The organism is Lysinibacillus sp. VIII_CA (assembly GCF_049943995.1).
GTDB lineage: Bacteria > Bacillota > Bacilli > Bacillales_A > Planococcaceae > Lysinibacillus > Lysinibacillus pinottii.
The window spans coordinates 1-247 of record NZ_JBNFXM010000130.1; the positions used below are offsets into that span (position 1 = coordinate 1).

Here is a 247-nt window from a genome sequence, read left to right on the forward strand (position 1 = left end):
CATACCGAACACGGAAGTTAAGCTCTTTAGCGCCGATGGTAGTTGGGGGCTTCCCCCTGTGAGAGTAGGACGTCGCTTCGCTTATTTTTTATGGAGGATTAGCTCAGTTGGGAGAGCACCTGCCTTACAAGCAGGGGGTCGGCGGTTCGAGCCCGTCATCCTCCACCATTTTGGTCCCGTGGTGTAGCGGTTAACATGCCTGCCTGTCACGCAGGAGATCGCCGGTTCGATCCCGGTCGGGACCGCC

At 57.9% G+C, this 247-nt stretch carries 2 tRNA genes and 1 rRNA gene; all 3 read left to right on the top strand.

Annotated features, from left to right (window positions below):
- Positions 1-81, top strand: a 5S ribosomal RNA gene (gene rrf, locus ACP3VS_RS24525); the annotation flags it as partial.
- Positions 82-92: 11 nt separating this feature from the next.
- Positions 93-168: transfer RNA gene (locus ACP3VS_RS24530), tRNA-Val, on the top strand.
- 4 nt (positions 169-172) lie between these two features.
- A tRNA-Asp gene (locus ACP3VS_RS24535) sits at positions 173-245 on the top strand.
- Positions 246-247 lie beyond the last annotated feature (2 nt).